Origin of the sequence: Ethanoligenens harbinense YUAN-3 (assembly GCF_000178115.2) — a bacterium.
Taxonomy (GTDB): domain Bacteria; phylum Bacillota; class Clostridia; order Oscillospirales; family Ethanoligenentaceae; genus Ethanoligenens; species Ethanoligenens harbinense.
Genome location: NC_014828.1, coordinates 1,279,625 through 1,300,822 on the forward strand (window position 1 = coordinate 1,279,625; position 21,198 = coordinate 1,300,822).

Consider the following 21,198-nt stretch of genomic DNA (forward strand, 5'->3'; position numbering starts at 1 on the left):
CGGGATGCATGAATCATACGTGCAGATGCCAGACAAACAGAAATCCGGACCATTTTGAAATGGTCCGGATTTCTGTTTAGGAGGTAATGGGTGCTGATCTACAGAAAAGTGTAGGTTATGAAAAACTTTCCACGTACATCTGGTACAGGTCTTCCTCTGTGGGGACCGTCAGACATCCGGGAATGTTTTTGGCTTTGATCGCGATTCCGGAGAATTTCCGGAATTCTTCATTGGTAATGGTTTCTTTTTCACCGAGCAGTCGGTTTATCACATCGCGGAATGCGGCCGTGCTCTTCAGTCCCATGATATCCACGATGTGGTGGACGGGCTCGGGATTCTGTTTTTCCAGAAATGCCAAAAAGGAGGGGAGGAGCAGACCGTTGGCCCGGCCGTGGTCAATATGGTGGAAATAGGTGAGGGAATAGCCCATCGCATGGACTGCGGTGGTGCCGGTTTGTGCAATGACCATGCCGCCCAGCATGGAAGCGTAAATCAGGTCGGCTCGGGTGCGGGCGTCTAGGCGGTCGTGGATGAGGTCCTCAAAATAGGTGGCGATGAGGCGAATGCTTTCTTCCGCAAGCAGATCGACCAGCGCGTTGCTCCGCTTGGAAAGAGAACCCTCGATGGAATGGGAGAGCGCATCGATTGCTGTATGGATGGTGGTGCGCAGGGGGAGGTTCGGTGTGTATTTTGCGTCGATCATGGCGATCTTGGGGAAGATCAGCGGGTTGGCGATGCTGGTTTTGGATTGTGCTCTGTCATTGGTCAAAATGGAGTATTGCGTCACTTCCGATCCGGTTCCGGCGGTGGTGGGCAGCAGTAAGAGCGGAAGGATATCCTGTGTATACGGCCCGGTGAAGAGCACCTCATCCGCGAGGTCCTGGCAGGCCAGCAGCGCAATGGCTTTGGACGCATCCATCGGCGAACCGCCGCCGATGCCGATCACGAAATCCACGTGATGTTCTTTGGCAAATGCGGCGCCCTCGCGTACATTTGCAATGGAAGGATTGGTTTCGACCCGGTCGAAGACGGTATAGTCGATGCCCTGCGCAGTGAGTGTGTCCGCCACGTCCTGCAGAGAACCGTTTGCTTTCGCGGAATGCTTACCGGTTACGATCAGGGCTTTTTTCCCTAATTCTTTGAATACGGCGGCATGTTTGCGGACACAACCGTCGTCCATCAAAATGCGTGTGGGGAGAAAGAAATTTATAGGCATTCTATTACACTCCAGTTTCATTGTTTATTGTTTGTTGATAGAAATGTTCGAAAAATCACATGATTCTAAAGTATACAAGGCCGTACGCTTTGTCAAGGATTTTTCGAAATTGTTGTGAGATTGCATAACATCCGGCATCAGCGCTTGTGCGGCCGAAACATACGCTCGGGGAAATGTCCATTCGTATCGGATCTCGATAACTTTCGGCAGGTTCCGAGCTGTGTCGTTAGCCCCCGCCAAACAAAGGCTATGGTTTTCTTTTTGTGTAAACAGCACATAGACAAAGGAACGATAAATCCATATAATGAAGCTATCATATGGATAACGTTCTGGAACGTATCATAGTGGTGTACAATCGAATAGAAATCAAGCAGGAGCCTTAGGACGGCACAGGTTGTGTCAGAATTCAAGAAACCTGTTTTCATGAGCAAAGACGCTGATGGTATTTCAGCGTCTTTTTGCATTTTTTGGATGTCTTAAGGCTGCTTGTACCGGCAAAATAGAGACAGAGGGAAAGCCGGGCGCGTGATTGCAATGATGAAGTCGGGGGGTAACTGCATGAGTACAACAGATATTCAAATCCGTGATGTCAGTATGACATATACCGGAAAAAACGGAGAACCGATCTCCGCGCTGCAAAACATCAATCTGGATATTCGCGAAGGGGAATTCATTTCCTTATTAGGACCGTCCGGATGCGGGAAAACGACACTGCTTCGCCTGGTGGCGGATCTTCTCCAGCCCACCACAGGCAACATTTCCATCCGGGGGCAGTCGCCCCGGGAGATCCGCTTGCAGCAGAAATTCGGCATCGTGTTTCAGAACCCGGTTCTGTATGATTGGAGGACGGTGCGGCGGAACATTTGCCTGCCTATGGAGATTATGAAAATTCCGCGCAAGGAGCGGACGGCCCGTATCAACGATGTTCTGGAACTGGTGGGCCTGCAGAATTTCGGCTATAAATACCCGTTCGAACTCAGCGGCGGCATGCAGCAGCGGGTGGGCATCGCCCGTGCGCTGGCGCTTAAACCCGAAATTTTGCTGATGGACGAGCCGTTTTCCGCATTGGACGAGTTCACTCGGGAAAAACTGAATGAGGACCTGCTGAACATTTGGAGCAAGAACAAAAAGACCATCATCTTTGTCACCCATAACATCGCGGAGTCGGTATTCCTTTCCGACCGCGTGGTCGTTCTTTCACCCCATCCGGGCCGTCTTTCCGCCATCGTAGATATCGACTTGCCGCGGCCCCGCACAAGTGAACTGCGCGAGAAACCGGTGTTCTATGAATATGTGGCGAAGATTAGAAAATGCTTTGAGGGAGTGTAAGCGTTGGGCATCACAAAAAAAGACCGGAGGATCGTGGCTGTTGTTTGGCTGATTGGCGTTATCCTGGTCTGGGAACTGGCCGCGTTTTTCCTGCAAAATGTTATACACGACCCCATGGCGGCCAAAAAGTTGCCGTATTTTCATACCGTGATTGCCGTGCTGGCTCAAAACGGACAGGATATGGCGGGAGATGCGGCGGTCACGTTTTCCAGAGCGGCAATCGGGTTTGCGCTGGGGGCCTTGGTCGGGATTATTCTAGCCATTTTGATGAGCCTGTCCAAAATCGTGGAAAAAATCGCGTTTCCGTATCTGATTATTTCGCAGATGATCCCGGTATTGGGTCTGGCCCCCATCATTTTCAATATCGTACGCGACATGGATGTGTCCCGCATTTTTATCGCGGCATATATCACCTTCTTTCCGGTCTCGGTCAATATGCTCAGCGGACTGCGGAGCGTGGAGCAGGATAAACGGGAGCTGCTGTATTCCATCGCGACCAACAAGTTTGAAGTGTACCGCAAGCTCATGATTCCCGCATCGCTGCCGCAACTGTTCACCGGTTTGAAGATCACGGCGCCGATGGCGGTCACGGCATCCATTCTGGTGGACATGCTGGGCTCGAGCAGCGGGATCGGCGTGCGGATCTTGTACGCGCTCTATTCCAGCATGATGGATACATTCTGGGCGGCTGTGGCAATCAGCGCGCTCATGGGAATCATCAGTTATTATGTCATCGTCGTTCTGGAGCGGTTCCTGATCCCCTGGAAGCAGGAATCAGTTGGAGAGAAAGCCGGTGATGCAGCATGAAGAAGAAACAAGCAACCTGGGCTAGTTATGTGCTCCCGATCGCGTTTGGGGTTCTGTTTATTGCCTTGTGGCAGCTTAAAGTATTCCATGCCCTTTTGAATCTTGAGACCTACCAGCTTCCGCTGCCCACCGATATTATGGCTGCATTGGTGCGGAATTTTGGAAAAACGATGACGGACTGCGCAGACACCATAACCGGCGCGCTGATCGGGATGGCGCTCGGTTCGCTGATTGGGTTTATCGTTGCGGTCATCTCCGTCTGGTTCCCCAAATGGGGCTACGGCGGGATCCTGCTGGTTTCGGCCATCAACGCCATTCCCATCGTGGCGCTTTCACCTATTATGAACCTCTGGTTTAAAACCGGTATGGCACAGAAGATCGGCGTGGTCACAGTGGTGTGCATGGCGGCCATGGCGTTTAATGCCTACAGCGGACTGCGCACGGTAAAGCCGTTTTCACTCGACCTTATGCAGATGGTGGCGGCCGATAAATGGACGGTTTTCCGGAAGCTGCGTCTGCCGAACTGCCTGCCTTATGTGTTCACTGCCTTTAAGATCAATGTGGCGGCGTCCATCATCGCGGCAATCATCAGTGAATATTTCGCCACGTCCACTTCCGGGCTGGGCTTTGGCATTAAAGACAATCTGCGCAAGGCGGAAATGGCCACCGGCTGGTCTTATATTGTGGTGGCGTCCATCGCGGGAGTCGTTTTGTACAGCATCATCGTTTTGGTGGAAAAGAACGCCATTAAATGGCATTCTTCACAAAGATAAATGGTACTCATATTAAACAACAGGAGTGATCAGAATGTTGAAAAAGAAGAGAAAAAGTCTCGCAATTCTGGCGGCAGCTCTGGCGGCTGTCATGGTGGCCGGCCTGTTTTCAGGCTGTTCCTCGAGCGGTTCCGGTAAGCTGACGAAAGTTACGCTGCAGTTGAAATGGCTGCCGCAGTCCCAGTTCATGGGGTATTATGTGGCGCAGGAAAAAGGATATTATAAAGATCAGGGCCTGGATGTTACCATTCTTCCCGGCGGCAGCGACATCATCCCGGAGCAGCAGGTCAACAACGGTGTGGCCAACATCGGCGTAACCTGGACCTCCAGCCTGCTGAAATATCAGGAAAAAGGCTGGGCGCTGACCGAGATCGCGCAGGTCTTCCAGAAGAGCGCCATGCTGCTCGTTTCCAAAAAATCGAGCAATATCAACAGCGTTGCCGATCTGAAGGGCAAAAAGGTCGCATCCTGGTTTGGCGGCAACGAGTATGAACTGTATGCTCTGCTCGGCAAAAATGGCTTGAACAAAGACAAGGACGTCAGTCTGGTGCAGCAGGATTTCACCATGAACCAGCTGATCAGCGGCCAAGTGGACGCGGCTCAGGCTATGACCTACAACGAATACGGCCTGCTGTTGGAAAATGGTCTGAAAGCCTCCGACCTGAATGTGATCGATATGAACGATGCGGGCGTGGCCATGCTGGAAGACAACCTGTTTGTCAATAAAACATGGGCATCCCAAAATAAAGATGCCATCGTCAAATTCCTGAAAGCCTCCATCAAAGGCTGGCAGACCGCCTGCGCCGATCCGGATGCCGCCGGCACCTATGTCTACCAGAAGAACAAGAGCGTTTCCCTGGAGCACCAGAAATTTATGGCCGAGCAGGTTGCCAAGCTGGTTATTCCGAGCGGTTTTGACAAATCCAATGTCGGTTCTATCGACATGACATCTCTCCAGCAGACGGCCGATCTGGGCTTGAAGTATGGCCTGCTGACCAAAGCGGCGGATGTTTCCAAAGCAATCGATACGTCTTACTGGAAAGAAGCGACCGGTAAATAAATCCTCATATAATCACAGTTCATCACAGTGCGAAAGGGGGTGCATCCATGCGGAAAATTTTGGTGAGCGGTTGCCTGTATGGCTGGCTCTGCCGCTATGACGGCGAGATGCTCAACTGTGACGATCCACGGTTTTTAAAATGGAAAGAGGAGGGGCGTCTGGTTCCGGTCTGCCCGGAAGTTTTCGGCGGTCTGCCGACACCCCGGCCCGATTCCCAGCGTGTTGGCGAGAAAGTGCTCACCGGCGCAGGGAAAGACGTAACCGAACCTTACGAAACCGGCGCGCGTGAAGCCTTGCGTCTTGCCAAGGAGCACGATGTGCTGTTCGCCATCATGAAGGAAGACAGCCCTTCTTGTGGTATCCGTTTCATTTACGACGGCACGTTTACCGGCACAAAGATCGCGGGCGCGGGCCGGGCCTCGCAGCTGCTGATGGAGGCGGGTTTCCGCGTGCTGAATGAAACCATGCTCGATGAGGCGGCGGCATTGCTGGAACAGGCGGAGGATTCGCGTACCGTTTTGCATGCACAGACAGAGACTTTTTGAACAGTCCATTTTTTGCTTTTAAAAAGCTGCCGCAGTTTTTCACTGCTGCGGCGCTTTTTTGTAAGGTGGAAGGCCAAGAACCGAAAGGATCGTTTGTGCGGTGACAGAAAGGAAGTGTTGAAATGTCCATCACATGCGGATCCGTGCTGAATATGCCGGAACTCAAAAAAGATATCATTTTGCTGGCCGGATCCAGGGGATTGTCTAATGCGATCCGGTGGACACATGTGCTGGAAAGCATGGAGGCAATCCAGTTTTTGGTGGGCAACGAATTGGCGTTTCTGACGGGCATTATGTTCGGAGACGATACGGATCAGCTGGTTCCGGTGATCGAACAGCTGGCAGGCAAGCACGTGGCGGGGTTGGTTGTCAATACGGGCAAATTTATAGATAAAGTGCCGCAAAAGGCGATTGAGCGAGCCAACCAGCTGGGATTCCCTTTGTTGGAATTGCCGTGGGCCGTGCGCCTTGTGGATGTGACCAAATGGATCTGCACGGCCATTGTGGAAAGCGGGATGGAGGAATCCTCGATCTCCTACCTGTTGGAAAAGATTCTGCTTTCGGATGAAAACCATTATGCAGACTATCTGTATTCGGCCGAGTTTTACGGCTATGATCTGAGCGGCCCGATGGGCATTGTCAACATCGAATTCCCTGATCTGCAGTCTTATGCGGACAAGACTGAGCGGGTGGGTTATATCAACTGCCAGCATAAGATCCGGTATCTGATCGGCAACATCTTGGCCCAGCGTTCCCAAAAAGCCCTCACCATGTGGAAAGGAAACCATTTTGTGCTGGCTGTGCCGATGGGTGCGGCGCACGAACTGGAACAGGCTGAGGCGATTGCCGTGGCTGTCTGTAAAGAGGTCCGGCAAAAAATGGAGGGCATGGATTTTTGTATCGGCCTGGGCAGTTGCTATGGGCAGATTGAGCAGCTAAAAAAAAGCTACAGCGAGGCCCAGCTCGCGCTCAAACTGGCAAAAGACAACCCCGAAAAGCCATATATGATCTACCGTAATGCAGGGATCTTCAAGTTTTTGAACAAGGTCACCGACAAATCGGCTATGGCGGATTTTTATATGGAGACATTGGGGCCGCTTTTGCGCTATGACGAGGAGAACAACACAAAGTTTACCGAGACCCTGCAGGTGTTCCTGGAAGACGGTGAGAATACCGCAAGAACTATCCAGCGCCTGTTTATCCACCGAAACACGCTGCAATATCGGCTTCACCGCATAGAAGAGATCTTGCAGCAGAGCCTCAAGGACGCGGAAGTGAAAATCAGCCTCCAGATCGCTTTCAAAATCCAGCGGTTTTTCTCTTATGAAGGCATGCCCCTGGAGAAGAAGGACATATGACACAAAATAAACCGTGAGGAATTGGCTTCTTGGCACATATACAGATGAGAAGAAAGGCTTATAATATAAGTATGATGTTTATGCATTTAGAACAATCGCATAAATCTATATGGCCAGGAAGCAAAGACGCTTGCAAATTCCGCAGGGAATCTGTAACGGCGTCTTTTTGTTTTTTATCTCTCAGTTCCATGAATAATCACCCTCAACGTCAGAGCATGAACAACAGATAAGGAGTGAACGTTGTATGAAGATGCTGATTCAAAATGGGCTCATCGTGAATTCCGACAGTACCATCCGCGCGGATGTGCTGGTTGAGAACGGAAAGATCACGGCGGTCGGGAGCGGCCTGGATGCCGCGGGCGCGGAAATCGTGGATGCATCCGGCAAGTATGTTCTGCCGGGCGCCATCGACTCCCACACCCATCTGGAAATGCCGTTTAACGGCACGGTTTCCGCCGACAGCTATTTTGCCGGCACACGGGCGGCCGCCTGCGGGGGCGTGACCACAGTGTTCGATTTTGCCATCCAGCGCAAAGGCATGGGCATCCGGGAGATCGCGCAAGAGCGGGACGCGCTCTGCCGCCCACAGGCCTGCGTGGATTATGCTTTCCATGTGGCGCTGACCGATCTGACGGACGACGTGCTTACCGAATTCCAGGACGCGGTCGAATACGGGCTGATGAGCTACAAGCTCTTCATGGTCTACAAAAAAGACGGCCTGATGATGAGTGACGCGGATATCTACAAAGCTCTGCTGCGCTCCAGGGAGACCGGCGCGCTTATCAGCGTGCATGCGGAAAACCCCGATATCATTGACCTGAACATCGAGAATTTTCTGAAAAACGGACAGACCTCCGCATGGTACCATTATCTGAGCCGGCCGGAATTCGTGGAGGCGGAGGCAGACAAACGTGCCATCCATTGGGCCAAGTCCACGGGCGCTCCGCTCTATATCGTCCACCTGGCCAACGCCGACGGGATGAAAGCGGTGGAAGAAGCCGTGACGGAAGGGTATACCATCTATGCGGAAACCTGCCCGCAGTATCTGCACTTTACCTGCGATGTTTACAAACGCGAAGATGGGCGGAATTTTGTCTGCTCGCCGCCCATGAAGGGGCAGGCCAGTCAGGATGCTCTGTGGGAAGGCATCAAAAAAGGCTTCATTACCACCGTCGCGACCGACCACTGCCCGTTCACTACCAAGCAGAAAGACTGGGGCAAGGACGATTTCACCAAGATCCCGAACGGCTGCATGGGTATTGAGAATCTCTATCCTTACATGCTCAGCGAGGCAAACAAAGGCCGTTTGACATTCAATCGGGCGGTGCAGCTCTGCTCCAAAAATCCGGCGGATATCTTCGGCTGCACGGAAAAAGGTGCGGTCTTGCCCGGCAAGGATGCGGACATCGTCCTGTATGACCCGGCAATCGACTTTACCATTACCAATGAAAACATGCATTCCGACTGCGACTATACCATCTGGGAAGGCGTCCGGCTCAAAGGCTATGTGACCCGCACCTATTCCCGCGGGCGGCTGGTCTTCCAAGACGGCACATTCTGCGGGGAAGCAGGCTGGGGGAAATTTCTCAAACGCGCAGGCCGCAGCGCGGAAAGCAAGGCATGATATTCGCAACCCACACGGTACGATGAGAGGCAACGACGATTATGAAACCGTATGAGATCACCATCCTGCAGGAGGCGGAGCGCTGTCTGCTCTGCTATGACGCGCCGTGTACCAAAATCTGCCCGGCAAAATCCGACCCCGCCGCGTTCATCCAGGCAATTCGTCTGGATAATCGCCGGGCCGGCGCCAGACAGGCGCTGGAAAACAATCCGCTCGGCAGTGTGTGCGCCATGCTCTGCACGGCTGACCGCTATTGTGAAAAGGTCTGCATACGCGGCAAAATCGACCGCCCGGTCAATATCTCCATGCTGCACACCTATATCGCGCATCAGGCCTGCGTGGAGGGAGCCTTTCCAAAGCCACGGCGGGAACCGACCGGTGTGAAGATTGCGGTGCTTGGAGCCAATATCGCGGCACTTTCCGCCGCCGCCGCGCTTGCGCTGGATGGCGTGCAGGTCACGATTTTTGCCAGCGGCTTTCTGTGGAGCGCGGACATTCTCCGGCAGTTGATGGAAAAGGGCGGCGACCGCGATGTGCTGGGCGACGGCATGAATATGCTGGTGGAACTGGGTATCCATCTGTTGTCTGTGGAAGATGCCAGAGCACAGATCAAAGCCGGCGCATTGTCTAAATTCGGCGCCGTGGTCGTCGCCTCCAAAGAGGCGGCGCAGGAGTTTGGGGTGGCGCCGGATGCGCCCGGTGTGTTTCCGAGCGGTGATCTGGCGGACGGTCCGGACGACGCAGCGTTCAGCGTGCGGAAAGGGCGGATTGCCGCAGAACGAGCGCGGGCCTTTGCGGAGGGAAAAACATGAGACACGATTTATCCATTACCTTTTGCGGCGTGCCGTGTGAAAACCCGTTTTTCCTTTCGTCTTCCTGCGTGGCGGGCAACTATGAAATGTGCGCCCGTGCGCTGGAAGCGGGCTGGGGCGGCATCGTGTTCAAGACCATCGGCTTCTATCAGGCCAATGAAGTCTCCCCGCGCTTTGACACTTTGTCGCATGGGGGCGTTGCATTCGGCGGGTTTCGCAATCTGGAGCAGATTTCCGACCACCCGCTGGAAGAAAACATGGATGTCCTGCGGCGGCTGAAACAGGCGTATCCTCAAAAAGTGCTGGTGGCCTCCATCATGGGTGAAACGGAGGAGGAGTGGACCAAGCTGGCGCGGCTGGCCGAGCAGGTCGGCGTGGACATGCTGGAGTGCAATTTTTCCTGCCCGCAGATGACCAAAAGCACCATGGGCAGCGACGTGGGCCAGAGTAAAGAATTGGTGGAAACCTATTGCCGCGCGGTGCGCAAGGGAACCAAACTGCCGGTGCTGGCAAAGATGACGCCCAACATCGGCAACATGGAGCCGGTGGCCATCGCCGCCATGCGCGGCGGCGCCGACGGCATTGCCGCCATCAACACCATCAAGAGCATCACCCGGCTGGATGTAGAGCATTTCAGCGCTTATCCCGATGTTGACGGACAGTCGTCCGTTTCGGGATATTCCGGCGAAGCGGTTCGGCCGATTGCGCTGCGCTTCATCCACGATCTTGCCAAACACCCGCAGTTGCAGAACGTGCCGATCAGCGGCATCGGCGGCATCGAGACCTGGCGCGACGCGTTGGAATTTTTTCTGCTGGGCGCGCGCAATGTGCAGGTCACCACGGCGGTGATGGAATATGGCTATCGCATCGTCGATGACATGCGGGACGGTTTGGCGGCCTATATGGAGAACAAGGGCATTCGTCATCTGGATGAACTGGTGGGACGCGCATTGCCGCATCTTGTACCAAGTAGCGCGCTCCGGCGTGACTACCGCGTGCTGCCCGTGATTGACCGGGACGCTTGCGTGGGCTGCGGAAGGTGCTTTATTTCCTGCCGGGATGGCGCGCATCAGGCAATTTCCTGGGAAAAAACCACACGCAGGCCGGATGTTCTGACGGAAAAATGCGTGGGCTGTCATCTGTGTACGCTGGTTTGCCCCACACAGGCCATCCACCCGGGAGAACGGGTCGCAAAAGCCTGATTTGCCGGTTTTGGTCCGGCAGGCGGCTCCGGCCGTCTGTTGTGGCGATATAGAATAGAGGAGTATGGAAATTATGGCGACAACAGCACAGAGCAAAGCGGAAATCATCAAACAGAAATCGGTCAAATACAACCTGCAGTCCTGGTCGAAGCAAGGGGGGCTCAACCCCATTGCGGTGGAAAAGGCGGAAGGCATCTACTATTGGGATTATGACGGCAACCGGTATTCGGATATGTCTGCCCAACTGGTCAACCTGAATCTTGGGCACGGCAATAAGGAAATTGTCGAGGCTATCAAAGAGCAGGCGGATCAGTATTGTTACATGGGTCCGAGTTTTGCGGTGGAGAGCCGCGCAGATCTGGCGGAGATGGTCATAGGCCTGATGCCCGACAATTTCGGTAAGGTCTTCTTCACCAATGCCGGCGCGGATGCCAACGAAAACGCCATCAAAATGGCGCGGATGTTTACCGGGCGCAAAAAGGTGTTCAGCCGCTACCGAAGCTACCACGGCTCCACGTTCGGCGCCGGTAACCTGACAGGTGAGCCCCGGCGCTATCCGCTGGAACCCGGTATTCCCGGTTTTGTCAAATTCTTCGACCCGTATTTGTACCGCGAACAGATCCAGTTTGAGAGCGAGCAGGCAGCCGCGGCATACTATGTAGCCAAACTGCGCGAGCAGATTTGCTACGAAGGACCGGACAGCATCGCCGCTATCGTGCTGGAAACCATCACCGGCTCCAACGGCGTTATCATTCCGCCGGACGGCTATCTGCAGGGCGTGCGGAAGATCTGTGATGAATTCGGTATTATGATGATCTGCGACGAGGTCATGGCCGGCTTCGGCCGCACCGGCAAGATGTTTGCCTTTGAACATTGGGACATCAAACCTGATATCGTCACCTTCGCCAAAGGTGTCACCTGCGGCTATGTCCAATTGGGCGGTGTGGCCGTCAGCAAAGAGATCGCCGCCTATTTCGACGATCACTTCCTTTCCTGCGGCCTGACCTACAGCGGCCACCCGCTGGCCTGCGCCGCCGGCGTGGCCTGCGTGCGCTATTACGGAGAGCACAACATCCTCGAAAACGTCAACAAAGTCGGCAAAGTGCTGGGCGAGGAACTGGAAGCCATGAAAGCCAAACACGCCTGCGTGGGCGATGTGCGTTACATTGGGCTGTTCGCCGCGATAGAGCTGGTCAAAGACAAAGCGAGCAGGGAACCGCTCGTTTCTTATGGCGGCGATCCCAAAGGCGTGATGGGCAAGATCGTGGGCATGCTCAAAGAAAAGCGGTTTATGACCTACTCGCATGAAAACATGGTGCTGGTCTGTCCGCCGCTTATTATCACAGAGGAGCAGATCAGAGAAGAACTGGCCAAGATGGACGAGGTGCTTGGCACCGTTGACAAGGAAATGCTGTAAACCATACTTTATGGAAAGAGGGTTATGTCAATGGAATATTGTAGCAAAGAGCGTCTGCAGGATAAAATTACCACGTTCAGCAAGTTTGGCGCCACTGCGGGCGGTGGGATTACCCGCCTGTCCCTGAGTGCAGCGGCGCTGCAAGCCCGCGCGGAGTTTTGCAGCCGGTGCAAAAAGCTGGGTATGGACGTCAAGACCGACGACATGGGCAACATCTATGCCACACTGTCGGGAACCGAAGACCTGCCGGCCATCTCCATGGGTTCCCATCTGGATTCGGTTGTCAAAGGCGGCAACTACGACGGCGTGCTGGGCGTTCTGACCGCCTTGGAAGCCGCCGAGACTATTGCCACCAACAAGCTCAAGACCCGCCACCCCATCACCGTGATCGTCTGGACAAACGAGGAAGGTGCGCGTTTTGACCCGGCCATGATGTCTTCCGGTGTCATCACCGGCAAATTCGATCGTGATGCCATGCTGGCCGTCAAGGACAAAGAGGGCGTCACGTTCGGTGAGGCGCTTGAAGCAAGCGGTTATCTGGGTGACGTGAAAAACCGTCTGAGTCCGGAAAAACAGATGGCCTATTTGGAACTGCACATTGAGCAGGGCCCGGTGATGGAAGCCGAGCACCTGAAAATCGGCGTGCTGGAAGGTGTCGTGGGGATGGTCAACTATGAAATCCACACCACCGGCCAGGCTGACCATGCAGGCACTACGCCGATGAAAATGCGCCGGGACGCGCTGCATGCGGCAGCGGAACTGATCTGCATGCTGTATGACAGACTGTCCAAGATTGACGATGAACTGGTCTTTACCATGGGACGTATCGTGGCACAGCCGAATGTGCATACCGTCATTCCCGACGATGTGCGTTTTACGCTTGATGCGCGGCATAAAGACCCTGCGATCGTGCAGCAGGTGGTAGAGGTCATCAAAGGCCTGCCTAAAGAACTGGAAAAATGTGCGGTTTCCTATAAGGAACTTTGGTCGCGCAAAACGGTTCACTTCCATAAACCGTTCGTGGACCTGGTGGAAAAGAACATGCAAGAGTTGGGCTATCCGGGCAAACGGATGTACAGCGGCCCCGGCCATGACGCGCAGTATGTGGCGGACGTGCTGCCCACCACGATGATCTTTGTGCCGAGCATCGACGGCCACAGCCACTGCGAAGAAGAGTATACCCCGATCGACGATTGCGTGAAAGGCACCAATGTGCTGTTAAACACGGTTTTGGATATCGATAAGATCTAAGCAGGCACACAGCAAAAAACAGGATGCTCTAAAACAGATGCAAATGAACGCCCGCGGTTTTCATTACGGAACCGCGGGCGTTTTGTCTAGACACAGTGAAGTCCCTGGCAGTTAACAGCCAGGGACTTCGTTCATCCATTTTTTCGGGTTTTGTTCATCGCTCTATTGTCGCGCAGGTGTTTTCGTTATGGCAGACATTCCGCAGGTTTCAATCACGCTTGTCATTCGAATGGTCGCGGTGTTTTTTGCGGAGAGCGGCGGTCACCAGACCGGCCAAACCCAACATAGCGAATACAGATGCGAGCGGCGGATACGCGGTGTTTCCGGTATATGGATTTTCGATGATCGTGGAGGATTCTCCGGCGACTGCTGTTGGAGTAGGCGTTTCCGGGGTGACGGGGACAGCCATATAGTTGTTGGTAAAGCTGGGCAGGTCGTTTATGGCTGCACCGCCGCTTGTCTGATAGCTGACGCTGCCGTCTGCGCCTATGATGACGTTGTAGGTGGCGTTGCTGTATGTCCAGCCGGTGGGAACGGTGCCGGGCTGCACCTCGCTCATGACGAGGGTGGTGGTCCCGCTGGCAGGCAACTGGAAATTGCTGTTCATCGAGAACGTGACGGTTCCGGCTTTGTCGGTTTGCGCGGTGCCGACCGTGGTCGAGCCGTCTTTCAGTACGAAGCTGAAACCGCCGTCCGGAATCGTCGTTGGGTTACCGGTAATGATTTTGGTAGCCTGGATCGCACTGAGGACAGGGGCGGTGTAGCTGTTGGTAAAGGTGGGCAGACCGTCCAAGGGTATGCCGTCGTTTGTCTGATAGCTGATGCTACCGTCTGTGCCTACGATGACGTTATAGGTGGCACCGCTGTATGTCCAGCCGGCGGGAAGGGTGTCGGGCTGTACTTCACGCATGACGAGGGTGGTGGTCCCGCTGGCGGGCAACTGGAAATTGCTGTCCATCGAGAACGAGACGGTGCCGGCTTTGTCGGTCTGCGCGGTGCCGACCGTGGTCGAGCCATCTTTCAGTACGAAGCTGAAACCGCCGTCCGGGATCGTCGTCGGGCTGCCGGTAATGATTTTGGTGGCCTGGATATCACCCAGATTGGGGGTGGCGAAATAGCTGTTAATGAATATGGGCAGCACCGGAAGCGCTATACTGTCGCTTGTCTGATAGCTGACGCTGCCGTCTGCGCCTACAATGACATTATAGGTGGCGTTGCTGTATGTCCAGCCGGTGGGAACGGTGCCGGGTTGTACCTCGCTCATGACGAGGGTGGTGGTCCCGCTGGCAGGCAGTTGGAAATTGCTGTCCATGGAGAATGTGACGGTACCGGATTTGTCGGTCTGCGCGGTGCCGACCGTGGTCGAGCCGTCTTTCAGTACGAAGCTGAAACCGCCGTCCGGGATCGTCGTCGGATTGCCGGCGATGATTTTAGTAGCCTGGATCGCACTGAGGACAGGGGCAGTGTAGCTGTTGGTAAAGGTGGGCAGACCGTCCAGAGGGATGCCGTCGCTTGTCTGATAGCTGACGCTGCCGTCTGCTCCTACGATGACATTGTAGGTGGCGCCGCTGTACGTCCAGCCGGTGGGAATGGTGCCGGGCTGTACTTCACTCATGACGAGGGTGGTGGTCCCGCTGGCGGGCAACTGGAAATTGCTGCCCATGGAGAATGTAACGGTGCCGGCTTTGTCTGTCTGCGCGGTGCCGACTGTGTTTGCACCGTCTTTCAGCACGAAGCTGAAACCGCCGTCCGGAATCGTCGTTGGGCTGCCGGTAATGATTTTGGTAGCCTGGATATCACTCAAAGTGGGGGTGGCGAGATAGCTGTTAATGAATACGGGCAGGCCGTCCAGCGGGATGCCGTCGTTTGTCTGATAGCTGACGCTGCCGTCTGCACCCACGATGACATTATAGGTGGCACCGCTGTATGTCCAGCCGGTGGGGATGGTGCCGGGCTGCACCTCGCTCATGACGAGGGTGGTGGTCCCGTTGGCGGGCAGCTGAAAATTGCTGCTCATGGAGAACGTAACGGTGCCGGCTTTGTCTGTCTGCGCGGTGCCGACCGTGGTCGTGCCGTCTTTCAACACGAAGCTGAAACCGCCGTCCGGGATCGCCGTCGGGCTGCCGGCGATGATTTTGGTAGCATGGATCGTACTGAGGACAGGGGTGGTGTAGCTGTTGGTAAAGGTGGGCAGACCGTCCAGAGGAATGCCGGCGCTTGTCTGATAGCTGACGCTGCCGTCTGCGCCTACGATGACATTATAGGTGGCACCGCTGTATGTCCAGCCGGTGGGGATGGTGCCGGGCTGCACCTCGCTCATGGTGAGAGTTTTGGAGCCGCTTGCCGGAACCGGAATGTTTGCGAATGTGAAGTTGCCGGCTCCACTGACCTGTGCGGTGCCGACCGTAGTGGTACCGTCTTTCAGTACGAAGCTGAAACCGCCGTTCGGGATCGTCGTTGGGTTGCCGGTGACTGCTTTGGTGCCGTGGATATCAACGGTGGCAGGAGGAGGGGTGATGTAACTGTTGGTGAACGTGGGCTGCCGACCGTCGCTGGTATTATATACGACGCTGCCGTTGGACTGGATGGTGACCGTGTAGGAGGCGGTGCTGTATGTCCAGCCGGTGGGAACGGGGGTGGGCGTCTGTTCGCTCATGGTGAGGGTTTTGGAGCCGCTTGCCGGAACCGGGATATTTGTGAATGTGAAGTCGCCGGCCCCTGTGACTTGTGCAGTGCCGACCGTCGTGGTGCCGTCTTTCAGTACAAAACTGAAAGTCGGGGTGGTCGTCGGGGTGCCGGTGACTGCTTTGGTGCCGTGGATATCAACGGTGGCAGGTGGGGGGGTGGTGTAATTGTTGGTAAAAGTGAAAATGGTAGGAGTTGTGGTGGAAGGCGGGCATTGTAGCAAAGATGAGTCGTTCTCTACATAGGTAAGGTTGAGATTTTGATCAATGGTTACTGTATAGGAGATGGCGCTGTATGTCCAGCCGGTAGGAACGGGGCTGGGCTGCACCTCGTTCATGGTGAAGGTGATCGGCATATGGAAATTGGAGTTCAGATTAAACGAAAATGGGGTGTCGGCCTTGTCGGCGTGTGCGGTGCCGACCGTAGTGGAACCCTCTTTCAGCACAAAATCGAAACCACTATCCGGAAACGTGGAGGTGCCGGTAATTTCTTTTTTAACCTTGAAAGAGGGAAACACATTATTTCCCACAACATAATGGCTGATTTTGGTTGCATGGAGATAGAGATGACCGTCTGTACCGTATTGCACGTAATATTGGCCGAAATTGCTGTCGGCCCAAGCCGGTGCGGGGCAGGTAATGGTTTGCCCGGGGGCGGGCACCCCGCTGAAATAGACCGCGTTTGTTGTGGACTGTGAACCGGGAACGTTTTGCAGGCTTTGCGTGATGAGGCTCTGGATGTCTTGGGATACGGGATACCTTGTCCAAACGACAAGGAAGGTAGCCTGTTTGACGGCTGCCACATCATAGCCGTCAATGTTTAATGGACTGGTTTGGTCAATTGAGGAATAAGTTCCTGGCGCAGTCGCGGGTGTAACCGCGTTTGCAGTCGTAGGAAGAAAGGAGGAAAAGCCAAGCAGCAATGACACGAGCACGCTTAAAAACTTCCTCATGGTATAGCCCTCCTTTAACGTAGTTTTTGGGTCGCAATTCCATTTTTGAGATAGAGTCGTTCGTATATACATATATACATATGGAAAGAGAAGGATATTCTCCACATCTACATTTTACCGCTCGCCGGTCACGTTCCGGTCATAACTGATGGGGAAATCATCCAATTGTAAAGAATTTATGTACTTTTTTTAAATTTTTATACCATATGCTCATCCTTGCTCTTACAGTGCCTGTGAACATGAAAGGGTATTTCCAGGAAATAAAAAATTACAGAATTTACCAAAACAGAAAGACCTGAAAACCAACGTCTGTCGATTTTCAGGTCTTCCTGTTTTGCAACTGTTTGCAGAGTGCGGGTGAACGGCCATGTTCTGCAAGCGGCTATGTAGTGGGGGCGAGGGGATTAAGCGTCATGTTCAGGGAGATGTCTCTATGCCGGTAGATTTTTTTGAATTTCTCCATGAGCCGTTTTAGCACCACCGGTCCGTTTTCAAAAGTCAACGCCGGTAGCATCACCAGATATTGTGAATTGCTGAACCGGGAAACCACGTCACCTTTGCGCAGACTGTGCAGGATGACGTCCTTGAGCACTGACATGGCCTCGGTGATTCGCTTTGGATCCGATTGTGCGGCGGAAGAACGAAGCGTGAACAGCGCAATTAGAATCGAATGGTTTTGCCGCTCGGCAAATCTTGCTTCAATACGGTAGAGATTTCGGAAAATCTCATAATCGCAGTAATATGCGCTGGGAGGTGTTTGGCTTTCTTTTAAATCTTTGCTGATCATGGAGAGATCGTTTTCAGTGCTGTCCATTGTTTCAAAAACTTCCTGCATGTGGCTGCGGAACCGATCGGACAGACGTACGCCAAGTTTCTCGTTGAAAAGGTTGGAGATGTATTCATAATGATCCATCGCCTTTTGCCGGTAGCCTGCCGCCAGATACGCGTGGATTAGTATTTCGTGCACCGGTTCTTCAAAAGGATCGAAACCGATTGCGTGTTCACACAGCGCCACCGTTTCTTCATGCTGCCCATTTTTGAGAAGCAGGGCCGACAGGTTCTGTACGCACTCCATGTAAATGCGGGCATAGTGCGTGTTCCGAAAAACCACCCACTCTTCCGATGCGGATTTCGGAAGAAACTCGCCCTTGTAGCATACGGTTGCCAGACGATAGGCGCGCATGCGCTCTTCTTCCGGAATATCGGGCACGCGGGCCTCCAGAAAATGCTTTTCAAATTCTTCTGTATCGACAACGCATGGAATCTCGTTGTTCCAGGCATAATTGTTGCGCGTAAAGATGATGAAATCGCACGCACCGGCATCACGGATGCCTTCAAGCAGGCCGCGTATGCGATAGATCAGGTTTTTTAAGGCATTGGCAGGTTTTTCACAATTTCCTTCCGGCCACAGCAATTCAAACAGTTTCTCCTGCGAAATCGTCGTATGCCTGTTGGCAATCAGATATTCCAGCAGGAGCCAAGGCTGCTTGGTACGCCGCAGGTCATCGGTCAGAACCATATCCCCCCGTTGAATAGAAAAGCCGCCGAACATGGTGATCTCCACAGTTTTTTCTGCCGCGCGTTTTGTCATCATGATTCTCCTTACAGGTTTTCCTTGTATGGATGGTGGGTATATGTATTATAGCATAGGCTGTGTGAAAACAAAAATCACATGTTCAGAATCATCACGTTGATACAGATTCTACTGTACATGCAATATCTCATTATCAATACTAGGTTTGATGTTTTTGATTTTGCGTTTTCCTGAATGATTAATTTAAGAAACAGCAATCTTCCGTGCGAGCTTTTTGCAGAACAGATTGCCGTTTTTGAGCGGCGAAAAGTTTGTGCCAAGAATAAAAATAAATAAAACCCGCTTTCAATCACTGGCTTAAATAAGCCAAAAATCGAAAGCGGGTTTGAGCTGGTTGCGGGAGAAGGATTCGAACCCTCACAAACAGAGTCAGAGTCTGTCGTGCTACCCTTACACAATCCCGCAGCAAAAAGCGCAAGTTCTATTATACCAATATTTTTATCGATGTCAACCCTTAATATGCAATTTTTATTGATTTCCGATTTTGTTTTTAAATAGAGGCACCCGAAACAAAAAATGCGCAGCGAAAAACAGCCGCGTTTTTTGTTTCGGGTGCCTCTAAGGTTGTCAGGACTTGGTCAGATCGATGTTCCCGGATGTGGTCTGGGCGGAAAGCGTATAGGAAGGTGCGCTGCCGATGGCGCCGGACGCGTTGTGCGCGTCGTTGAATGACAGCGGATAGTCTGAGTGGATGTTCCCGGAAACGCAACCGAAGCGCACATTGGCGGACTGGCCGGCCGGCAGGGAAAAACGGGTGTTTCCGGAAATGCTGGAAGACGAGATGTTGCCGCTCATGGAAACGATATCGGCTTCCAGGTCGCCGGAAACGCGGTTGAACGTTCCAGCCCCGGATAGACGGTTCACGGTTGTGTTGCCGGATGTCTGGTGAATGGTAAAACGGGGACTGTCCAGTGCCTGTAAGTGGATCTCACCGGAAGTGCTTTGGATGTCGGCGGAAGCGGCCGTAATCGCGCCGCCCTCCAGATCGCCGCTTGTGTGGCGGATGGACAGAGCGCCGAGGTGCAGACTGTCCGGCAGAGAAATGTCGCCCGAAGTGGTCTGAATTGAAAAATCGCCTTCATAGGCCGCAGGCAGTGCGAGCGTCACGCTGGATGGGTACCAGTTCCACGGGAACCAGAAAAAGTGGTTTTCCGTGTCGGCCGAGATGGAGAGGGTGCCGTCAGAGATGGTGACAGCGTTCGCGGCGGAAGTTTTGTCGTCGGTGGGGAGTTTGAGGTCCACATGGATCTGATCGTCGTTGGAAGAGGTGACGCGCACATCAGCCGCACTGCCGGAAATCGAGACGGCGTGGACACCATCCAGCGCCACATCTTTTTTGATTTCCTGCGAGGTATAGCTGCCTTTCCAGAAAACGACGGGCCGGATGGGATTGATGGCCGTATGCGTGAGCCCGGCAACCAGGAAGCATAAGAGCAGGGCGGCAATGATGATCCAGATGACAAGCGCCGGCAGTGATGCGCCGTGCCGTTTGTATGGATTACTCATGTCGATCCCTCCGCAGTTGCAGCGCCAGCCGGATGATATTTTGCAGCGCGACACCAAGCAGGAAGATGATCCACGAATAGGCCCACGCGCTGAAGAAGAAACTGATGAAGAAATAGAGTACGACGATCAACGGCCAAAGTGCGGCGGTAATGGAACGGTAAAGGCTGCGGGTATCATCATGGCCGCTTTTCCATTCCTTGAATTCTTCCACAACCGTGTCGTCTGCTCGATAATAACGCGGTTTCGACGCGTGATTGTAGACCAGAATGACGGTGGCGGCCGCGATGAAAAGGAACATTAGAATCGCGCCGAACGTGTTCCGAAAGAGCATCACCGGCACCAGAGAAAGGATGTACAGACCCACCGCGGCGGAAATGATACCGGCGGATTTTTTGCGGCGGGCTTCCTCGTCGGCGTCATAAGGGTCATACCGCAGGCTGCGCAGCAGTTCGTCCACATCGCCGATGCTGGCGATAACGATTTGGTATGCATCTTCTTCGCTTTTTCCCTGTGTGACGAGGTCGGCATATTTGGCGCTCAGGTCGGCATACAGTTCTTCTTTCAGTTCCTGGGCTTTTCGGGTGTGCGGCGCGTTGGCAAACAGCGCTTCGATATGCGCGCGCAGCTTTTGATACATGATGCAGCCTCTCCTTTTGAATGTTGATCGGTTTTAACGGGTGGATGCGGTGAGCAGCCGGTCGATCAGGTCTTTGGCTTCCGCCCAGTCGGCCAGATGCTGTTCCAGAACTTGCCGGCCCAGCGCGGTGATGCTGTAATACCGCCGCCTGGCGCCGGTGTCTTTATCGCCCCAGTAGGAGCGGATCAACCCGGCGCCTTCCATGCGGCGGAACGCGCTGTAGAGCGTTGCCTCTTTCAGCTCGTACCGGCCGCCGGTTTTTTCCTGGATGGATTTGTTGATTTCGTATCCGTAGCTGTCACCCCGGTGCAGATGCGATAAAATGATGCCCTCGGTGTGGCCGCGGATCAGATCGGAAGTAATAGACACACCTTTTGCCTCGCAATCTTGTTTCGATAGATATAACATACCACAATATACATCGCCTGTC

Annotated in this window: 17 protein-coding genes and 1 tRNA gene; 11 read left to right on the forward strand and 7 right to left on the reverse strand. The window is 53.7% G+C overall.

Features of this window, described 5'->3' with window-relative positions; all coding sequences use genetic code 11:
- Window positions 1-115: 115 nt before the first annotated feature.
- The gene (locus ETHHA_RS05905; protein WP_013485076.1) at window positions 116-1,216 is read right to left on the reverse strand and encodes an iron-containing alcohol dehydrogenase family protein; all 1,101 of its coding nucleotides are present in this window, start codon (window positions 1,214-1,216) and stop codon (window positions 116-118) included.
- A 558-nt stretch (window positions 1,217-1,774) separates the two neighbouring features.
- Between ETHHA_RS05905 and ETHHA_RS05910 the strand changes: the two genes are divergently transcribed.
- The 11 genes from ETHHA_RS05910 (at window position 1,775) to ETHHA_RS05960 (ending at window position 13,394) form a co-directional block, all read left to right on the forward strand.
- Window positions 1,775-2,545: an ABC transporter ATP-binding protein gene (locus tag ETHHA_RS05910; protein WP_013485077.1), complete on the forward strand. Its 771-nt coding sequence runs from the start codon at window positions 1,775-1,777 to the stop codon at window positions 2,543-2,545.
- A 3-nt stretch (window positions 2,546-2,548) separates the two neighbouring features.
- Window positions 2,549-3,352 (forward strand): ABC transporter permease, encoded by an 804-nt coding sequence (locus ETHHA_RS05915; RefSeq protein ID WP_013485078.1) that lies wholly within the window; start codon window positions 2,549-2,551, stop codon window positions 3,350-3,352.
- The gene (locus ETHHA_RS05920) at window positions 3,349-4,125 is read left to right on the forward strand and encodes an ABC transporter permease (protein WP_013485079.1); all 777 of its coding nucleotides are present in this window, start codon (window positions 3,349-3,351) and stop codon (window positions 4,123-4,125) included. The genes ETHHA_RS05915 and ETHHA_RS05920 overlap by 4 nt, the downstream gene beginning before the upstream one ends.
- 34 nt (window positions 4,126-4,159) lie before the next feature.
- Window positions 4,160-5,185 carry an ABC transporter substrate-binding protein gene (locus ETHHA_RS05925; protein ID WP_013485080.1) on the forward strand — a complete coding sequence of 342 codons (1,026 nt, stop codon included), beginning with the start codon at window positions 4,160-4,162 and terminating at the stop codon, window positions 5,183-5,185.
- A 47-nt stretch (window positions 5,186-5,232) separates the two neighbouring features.
- Window positions 5,233-5,730: a 2-thiouracil desulfurase family protein gene (locus ETHHA_RS05930; RefSeq protein WP_013485081.1), complete on the forward strand. Its 498-nt coding sequence runs from the start codon at window positions 5,233-5,235 to the stop codon at window positions 5,728-5,730.
- A gap of 122 nt (window positions 5,731-5,852) precedes the next feature.
- Complete coding sequence (locus tag ETHHA_RS05935; RefSeq protein ID WP_013485082.1) at window positions 5,853-7,088, forward strand: PucR family transcriptional regulator; 1,236 nt, start codon at window positions 5,853-5,855, stop codon at window positions 7,086-7,088.
- A 244-nt stretch (window positions 7,089-7,332) separates the two neighbouring features.
- Window positions 7,333-8,712, forward strand: a complete 1,380-nt coding sequence (gene hydA / locus ETHHA_RS05940; protein ID WP_013485083.1) for a dihydropyrimidinase — start codon at window positions 7,333-7,335, stop codon at window positions 8,710-8,712.
- Between the two features lie 41 nt (window positions 8,713-8,753).
- Entirely contained in the window at window positions 8,754-9,524 is a 771-nt protein-coding gene (locus ETHHA_RS14500) for a hypothetical protein (RefSeq protein ID WP_013485084.1), read from the forward strand.
- On the forward strand, window positions 9,521-10,726 hold the full coding sequence (gene preA / locus ETHHA_RS05950) for an NAD-dependent dihydropyrimidine dehydrogenase subunit PreA (protein ID WP_013485085.1): 1,206 nt from the start codon (window positions 9,521-9,523) through the stop codon (window positions 10,724-10,726). The genes ETHHA_RS14500 and preA overlap by 4 nt, the downstream gene beginning before the upstream one ends.
- A 73-nt stretch (window positions 10,727-10,799) precedes the next feature.
- Window positions 10,800-12,143, forward strand: a complete 1,344-nt coding sequence (locus ETHHA_RS05955) for an aminotransferase class III-fold pyridoxal phosphate-dependent enzyme (protein ID WP_013485086.1) — start codon at window positions 10,800-10,802, stop codon at window positions 12,141-12,143.
- Window positions 12,144-12,173: 30 nt separating this feature from the next.
- Window positions 12,174-13,394, forward strand: coding sequence for a Zn-dependent hydrolase (locus tag ETHHA_RS05960; protein WP_013485087.1), 1,221 nt, complete (start codon window positions 12,174-12,176; stop codon window positions 13,392-13,394).
- Window positions 13,395-13,602: 208 nt separating this feature from the next.
- Here ETHHA_RS05960 and ETHHA_RS05965 read toward each other — a convergent pair whose 3' ends face one another.
- The 6 genes from ETHHA_RS05965 to ETHHA_RS05990 all read right to left on the reverse strand — a co-directional run bounded on the left by ETHHA_RS05965 (window position 13,603) and on the right by ETHHA_RS05990 (window position 21,137).
- The gene (locus tag ETHHA_RS05965) at window positions 13,603-17,031 is read right to left on the reverse strand and encodes a Spy0128 family protein (protein WP_013485088.1); all 3,429 of its coding nucleotides are present in this window, start codon (window positions 17,029-17,031) and stop codon (window positions 13,603-13,605) included.
- A 382-nt stretch (window positions 17,032-17,413) separates the two neighbouring features.
- Entirely contained in the window at window positions 17,414-18,625 is a 1,212-nt protein-coding gene (locus tag ETHHA_RS05970) for an AfsR/SARP family transcriptional regulator (protein WP_083803635.1), read from the reverse strand.
- A gap of 331 nt (window positions 18,626-18,956) precedes the next feature.
- Window positions 18,957-19,030: transfer RNA gene (locus tag ETHHA_RS05975), tRNA-Gln, on the reverse strand.
- Window positions 19,031-19,192: 162 nt separating this feature from the next.
- Window positions 19,193-20,131: a DUF4097 family beta strand repeat-containing protein gene (locus ETHHA_RS05980; protein WP_013485090.1), complete on the reverse strand. Its 939-nt coding sequence runs from the start codon at window positions 20,129-20,131 to the stop codon at window positions 19,193-19,195.
- The gene (locus ETHHA_RS05985) at window positions 20,124-20,768 is read right to left on the reverse strand and encodes a permease prefix domain 1-containing protein (RefSeq protein WP_013485091.1); all 645 of its coding nucleotides are present in this window, start codon (window positions 20,766-20,768) and stop codon (window positions 20,124-20,126) included. Before ETHHA_RS05985 ends, ETHHA_RS05980 begins: the two co-directional genes overlap by 8 nt.
- A gap of 33 nt (window positions 20,769-20,801) precedes the next feature.
- Window positions 20,802-21,137 (reverse strand): PadR family transcriptional regulator, encoded by a 336-nt coding sequence (locus ETHHA_RS05990; protein ID WP_013485092.1) that lies wholly within the window; start codon window positions 21,135-21,137, stop codon window positions 20,802-20,804.
- Window positions 21,138-21,198 lie beyond the last annotated feature (61 nt).